The following is a 5,703-nucleotide window of genomic DNA, read 5'->3' as shown; positions in this document are numbered from 1 at the left end:
CCCCGGAGCCCCGGGGCGACCGCCCTCCACCGTCGCACCGCCTCACAGGCGGGCCAGCGTGCCCTCCACCAGCCGCACCACCGAGGCGTCCGCCACGGAACCCACCTCGTCGTACGCGAACCAGCGCAGGTCCAGCGACTCCTCGCTGATCCGCTCCACCGCGTCCGCCGGCGCCACCGCCGCGTACTGCACGTCGAGGTGCCAGGCACAGGGCGTCTCGTGCCGGTCCAACCGGACCGGTCCGCCCGGCAACAGCGCCAGCCGGTCGATGCCGGACTCCTCCACGCCCTCACGCAGCGCCGCCGCGGCCAGCGTGGCGTCGTGCTCCTCGCAGTGCCCGCCCATCTGCAGCCACATGTTCAGCTTCCGGTGCAGGGTCAGCAGCACCCGGCCGCGCGTCGGGTCGACCACCAGGGCGCTCGCCGTGACGTGGACGCCCGTGCACGGCTTGTACATGCCGTCCGGACGCGCCGCCAGGTGCTCCAGGTACAGCTCGCGCAGCTCGGGCTGGCCCTCGTACCCCTTGAGGACGAGGACCGCGTCGTCGTGCAGGCTCACTTCTCGGTGTCCCCGTCCTCCGGGGTCTCGCCCCTGGCCGCCTCACCGAGCATCTTGTCCAGCTCGGAGAAGTCGAGGTGCTCGCGGTGCACGAAACCGTCGGGGTCGTCCAGGTCGGTCGCCGTCGGCAGCATGTCCGGGTGCTCCCACAGGCCGTCCCGGCCGTCCACCCCGCGCGCGTCCGTGAGCGAGGCCCACAGGCGCGCCGCGTCCCGCAGCCGACGTGGACGCAGCTCCAGACCGATGAGCGTCGCGAAGGTCTGCTCGGCCGGGCCTCCCGTCGCCCGACGCCGGCGCAGCGTCTCGCGCAGTGCGTCCGCCGACGTCAGCCGAGACTTGGCGGCCTCGTGGACCACCGCGTCCACCCATCCCTCGACCAGCGCGAGCGCCGTCTCCAGACGGGCCAGGGCCGCCTTCTGCTCCGGGGTGTCCTGCGGCTGGAACATGCCCTGCTGGAGCGCCTCCTGCAGCTGCTCCGGGTGCGTGGGGTCGAGCTGACCCACCGCCTCTTCCAGCTTGGAGGTGTCGACCTTGATGCCGCGTGCGTATCCCTCGACGGCGCCGAAGAGATGGGCCCGCAGCCACGGCACGTGCGCGAAGAGGCGCTGGTGCGCGGCCTCGCGCAGCGCCAGGTAGAGCCGCACCTCGTCCGAGGGCACGCCCAGGTCCTTGCCGAAGGCCTCGACGTTCAGCGGCAGCAGTGCGGCGCGCCCGGCCGGGCCCAGCGGCAGACCGACGTCGGTCGAACCGACGACCTCGCCCGCCAGCGCGCCCACGGCCTGCCCGATCTGCTGACCGAACATGGCACCGCCCATGGAGCGCATCATGCCGATCAGCGGGCCCGCCATGGCCTGCATCTCCTCCGGCAGGACGTCGCCCATCGCCGAGCCGACCCGCTCGGCGACCGGGTCGACGAGCTGCTGCCACGCCGGCAGCGTCGCTTCGACCCACTCCGCGCGGCTCCACGCCACGGCCGTGCCCGCGCCCGCGGGCAGCGAGGTGACCTGGTCCAGCCACAGGTCGGCCAGCCGCAGGGCCTCCTCGACCGCGGACTTCTCGGCCGGTCCCACGCTCGTGTCCTTGGTGCCGTCGGGGGTGCCCTGGGCCACCACCTGGCGGGCGATCTGCTTGGCCATGTCCCAGTTGACGGGACCGCCCTCGTAACTCAACATCTGTCCGAGCTGCTGGAAGGCCGCCCCGAGGTCGTTGGGGTTCAGGGAGCCGAACATCGCGGCGAAAGGATTGTCCGCCCCGCCGGGACCGCCCATGCCCGGCAGTGCGCCGAAGCCGAACGGGTTCGCACCGAACGGGTTGCCACCGGACCCCTGGCCACCTCCAGCGGGGTCCTTCTTCTTGCCCTCGTCGCCGTTCTCCGGCTCCTCCGGCGGAAGGCCGAATCCGAATGGGGTGTCACTCACGGGTTTCCTCGGCTCGTAGGGCCGCCGGCCTCCTGCCGACGGCGACTGCCCGACCAGGGCCCCGTCCAGACGGGCCCTGCACACCACCAGCGTAGACATCCGGGCCGGAAATGGGCTCGGTGCTCCGCCGAGCCGTGCCCTGCGGCAGGATGGACGACACCTGGTCCGTACGCGTCATGCGCGTCCGTACTGAAGACAACCGCTGGAGACGCCCGGTGAGTTCCCCAGATCCACAGGTTCGCGGAGCGCGAAACCACTCAACCCGGTCCGCCGCGCGAGGCCCCGTCGTCGCGGTCACCGGAGCCGCTTCCGGCATCGGCGACCTGCTGATCAGGCGCCTCGCCGGCTCCGACGAGGTCCGGCGCGTGATCGCCATCGACGAGCGCCGGGGCGAGGTTCCCGAGGCGCAGTGGCACGTCCTCGACGTGCGCGACCCGGCCATCGCCGAGAAGCTGCGCGGCGCGGACGTCGTCGTGCACCTCGCCGTCGACCTCGACCTGGAGACCGACGCCGCCGCCCGGACGGCCTACAACGTGCGCGGCACCCAGACCGTGCTGACCGCTGCCGCGGCGGCCGGGGTGCACCGGGTGGTGCTCTGCACCTCCGCGATGGTCTACGGGGCCCTCCCCGACAACGACATCCCGCTCTCCGAGGACGCCGAACTCAGGGCGACGGCGGAGGCCACCGGCGTCGGCGACATGCTGGAGATCGAACGGCTCGGGCGCCGAGCCCCCCGCGCCCACCCCGGTCTCAACGTCACGATCGTCCGCCCCGCCGTCCTGGTGGGCGGCACCGACACGGCGCTGACCCGCTACTTCGAGTCACCCCGGCTGCTCGTCGTCGCCGGCTCCCGGCCCACGTGGCAGTTCTGCCACGTCGAGGACCTGGTCAGTGCCCTGGAGTACGCGGCCCTCGAGAAGGTCGACGGGGAGTTCGCGGTCGGCTGCGAGGGCTGGCTGGAGCAGGAGGAGGTGGAGGAGCTCTCCGGGATCCGGCGCATGGAGCTGCCGTCCGCGGTCGCCCTCGGCACCGCAGCCCGCCTCCACCGGATCGGGCTCACCCCGTCCCCGGCGGGCGACCTCGCCTACACCATGCACCCCTGGGTGGTGAGCGTCGGGCGGCTGCACGACGCCGGCTGGCGCCCGAAGTGGACGAACGAGGAGGTGCTCGCCGCGCTCCTGGAGGAGGTCGAGGGCCGCCACACCGTCGCCGGTCGTCGCCTGGGCCGCAAGGACGCGACCGCGGCCGGTGCGGCCGGTGCGACGGTCGCGCTGCTCGGCACGGCTGCCCTGGTGCGCCAGATGCGCAAGCGGCGCGGCCTTTAGGACGCCTTCCCGAAGGAGCTCCGTCGGGCCCGGAGGCCGGGCGGGCGTGGCCCGTGGGAGGCATCCCGGGTGGGCCGTGCGGATGGTGCCGCCTCCCCGCCCCGCAGTCGGCGGCGTGCTGCCGCGGGCGGGCTTGTAGGACCCTCCTAGCGCGGGACCCGTCCACCGGGCGAAAGGCCCCTTACCGGATGTCGGCGCCGTGCGGCACGATAGGCCCATGGCGCAGACGCACGACCACCCCGGCGAGCAGGCCGCGGACGACCCGATCAAGCTGCTCGCGATCCGTGACACCCCGCTCTCGGTCGACGAGGTCTTCCGGGCCGTCGGTGACGACGCCGCCGGCGGCACCACCCTCTTCGTGGGCACCGTGCGCAACCACGACGGCGGCGCGGACGTCGACGCACTGGGCTACTCCTGCCACCCGACCGCCGAGGCGGAGCTGCGCAGGGTCGCCGAGAAGGTCGTCGCGAACTACCCCGTCCGCGCCCTGGCCGCCGTTCACCGGGTCGGTGACCTGCGCGTCGGTGACCTCGCGGTCGTCGTCGCCGTCTCCTGCCCGCACCGGGGCGAGGCCTTCGAAGCCTGCCGGAAGCTCATCGACGACCTCAAGCACGAGGTCCCCATCTGGAAGCACCAGAAGTTCTCGGACGGCACCGAGGAGTGGGTGGGCGCCTGCTGAGGGCCGTCCCGCACGCACCGGCGGGGCGCACGACGACGGCCGCGGCATCTCGGCACCGGTCGGGCCGTCCCGCACGCGCCCGGTCGGGCCACCCGATCGTGCCGGTGCGAGGGCGCCCCGCTGCGCCGCGGTGCACCGCCTCCGGGGCCGCGCCGATCCGTCGCCGAGTGCGGAACCGTCCGCGGTGTGGCAAGGCGACGCGCCGACGGGGCGTAGCCGAACGCCCGATTTGCGTAACCGGACCCCGAGCGGGAGCGTTGAGGTCACAGATGTACGGTCTGCTGATCAACTCACTGGGGATGGGAGGTCGGGATGGCAGCGCTGGCCTGGTTGCTGATTCCGCTTTTCGCAGTCGTCGGCGCGGCGATATGGGGAAGCTGGGCTTCGAGGAACAAGACCATAGGCGACGTGGCCGAACTCGCCGGCTACGCCCGTTTCCGGGACGCCATGGAGCGTTCCCACGCCACGACCGTCGATTCCGCTCACGTCGAGCGCGAACCGGCCGCCACGACCCCCGCCGTCACCACCTCGCCGTCCGGCTGAGTCGGGCCGCCCTCGTACGGACTGCCCCAGGGGTGCACCCACAGGCGGGTCCCGTACTGTCGTTCCATGCCACGCCGCACCGCGACGATGCTCGCCTCCACCCTGGTCCTTATCTGTCTGCTCATCGCGGGCGTACTGATCCCGGTGCCGTACGCGAAGATGAGTCCCGGTCCCACGGTCAACACCCTCGGCGAGGCCAGGGGGGAGCCGGTGCTCCACATCTCGGGTCACGAGACGTTCCCGACCGACGGGCACCTCAACATGACGACGGTCCGCGTCACCAGTGCGGACTACAAGATGAACGCCGTCGAGGCCGTCTACGGGTGGCTGACCCACGACACCGTGGTGGTGCCGCACGACACCCTCTACCCGGACGGCAAGACCGAGGAGGAGTCGAGCCAGGAGAACGCCGAGGAGTTCAGCCAGTCCCAGGAGAGCGCCAAGGTGGCGGCCCTCGGCGAGCTCGACATCCCGGTGGTTTCCCGGGTCGTCGTCGCCACCGTCGTCAAGGGCTCTCCGGCCGAGGGCAAGCTGCACGCCGGGGACGTCATCAGGGCCGTCGACGGCGTGCCGGTCAAGGAGCCGGGTGACGTCGCCAAGCAGGTGACGAAGCGGAAGCCCGGTCAGGACGTGGAGTTCACGATCGTCCCGGCCAAGGAGGCGGCTGCCGCCGAGAAGGCTCACGAGGAGGCCACCGTCACCCGGAAGGTCGTCATCACGACCACCACCTCCCAGGAGGGCGACCGGGCCGTCGTCGGCATCCAGGCCGGCACCGATCACGTCTTTCCGTTCACGATCGACATCAAGCTCGCCGACGTCGGCGGCCCCAGCGCCGGTCTGATGTTCGCCCTCGGCATCGTCGACAAGCTCACCCCGGACAGCCTCACCGGCGGTCGCTTCATCGCCGGTACCGGCACCATCAACGACAAGGGGCAGGTCGGTCCGATCGGCGGCATCGAGATGAAGCTGGTCGGCGCGCGGAACGCGGGCGCCGAGTACTTCCTCACTCCGGCGGACAACTGCGAGGCGGCGGCGGCCGACACTCCCGACGGGCTCACCCTGGTCAAGGTGGACACCATCGACGACGCCACGAAGTCGCTGGAGAAGCTACGCAAGGGCGACACGGCCTCGCTCCCCAGCTGCGCGAAGGGCTGAGCGCGCGCATCGAGCGGCCAGTGGA

General features: G+C 72.2%; 6 protein-coding genes. 4 read left to right on the top strand and 2 right to left on the bottom strand.

From position 1 onward, the window contains the following. Nucleotides 1-42 precede the first annotated feature (42 nt). Together ACFW2Y_RS34460 and ACFW2Y_RS34455 are read right to left on the bottom strand one after the other, a co-directional pair. Nucleotides 43-558: an NUDIX hydrolase gene (locus ACFW2Y_RS34460; RefSeq protein ID WP_384887288.1), complete on the bottom strand. Its 516-nt coding sequence runs from the start codon at nt 556-558 to the stop codon at nt 43-45. Then, complete coding sequence (locus ACFW2Y_RS34455) at nt 555-1,976, bottom strand: zinc-dependent metalloprotease (RefSeq protein WP_384887286.1); 1,422 nt, start codon at nt 1,974-1,976, stop codon at nt 555-557. Before ACFW2Y_RS34455 ends, ACFW2Y_RS34460 begins: the two co-directional genes overlap by 4 nt. Before the next feature lie 215 nt (nt 1,977-2,191). Here ACFW2Y_RS34455 and ACFW2Y_RS34450 point away from each other — a divergent pair, with 215 nt between their 5' ends. From ACFW2Y_RS34450 to ACFW2Y_RS34435, 4 genes are all read left to right on the top strand, one after another. Next, nucleotides 2,192-3,301 (top strand): SDR family oxidoreductase, encoded by a 1,110-nt coding sequence (locus ACFW2Y_RS34450; RefSeq protein ID WP_384887283.1) that lies wholly within the window; start codon nt 2,192-2,194, stop codon nt 3,299-3,301. A gap of 217 nt (nt 3,302-3,518) precedes the next feature. Next, nucleotides 3,519-3,980, top strand: a complete 462-nt coding sequence (locus tag ACFW2Y_RS34445) for a molybdenum cofactor biosynthesis protein MoaE (RefSeq protein WP_123455317.1) — start codon at nt 3,519-3,521, stop codon at nt 3,978-3,980. 312 nt (nt 3,981-4,292) lie between these two features. After that, on the top strand, nt 4,293-4,523 hold the full coding sequence (locus ACFW2Y_RS34440; RefSeq protein WP_384887290.1) for a hypothetical protein: 231 nt from the start codon (nt 4,293-4,295) through the stop codon (nt 4,521-4,523). A gap of 66 nt (nt 4,524-4,589) precedes the next feature. Then, nucleotides 4,590-5,678, top strand: coding sequence for a PDZ domain-containing protein (locus tag ACFW2Y_RS34435; RefSeq protein WP_384887280.1), 1,089 nt, complete (start codon nt 4,590-4,592; stop codon nt 5,676-5,678). The last annotated feature ends 25 nt before the right edge of the window (nt 5,679-5,703 follow it).

Origin of the sequence: Streptomyces sp. NPDC058877 (genome assembly GCF_042742855.1) — a bacterium.
In the GTDB taxonomy this organism is placed as follows: Bacteria; Actinomycetota; Actinomycetes; order Streptomycetales; family Streptomycetaceae; genus Streptomyces.
This window is presented reverse-complemented; position numbering and strand designations above follow the sequence as displayed.

What these genes read in the sequence shown, in the direction of transcription:
- ACFW2Y_RS34445 (WP_123455317.1), top strand. Translation starts at nt 3,519, where the DNA reads ATGGCGCAGACGCACGACCACCCCGGCGAGCAGGCCGCGGACGACCCG.
- ACFW2Y_RS34440 (WP_384887290.1), top strand. Translation starts at nt 4,293, where the DNA reads ATGGCAGCGCTGGCCTGGTTGCTGATTCCGCTTTTCGCAGTCGTCGGC.
- ACFW2Y_RS34435 (WP_384887280.1), top strand. Translation starts at nt 4,590, where the DNA reads ATGCCACGCCGCACCGCGACGATGCTCGCCTCCACCCTGGTCCTTATC.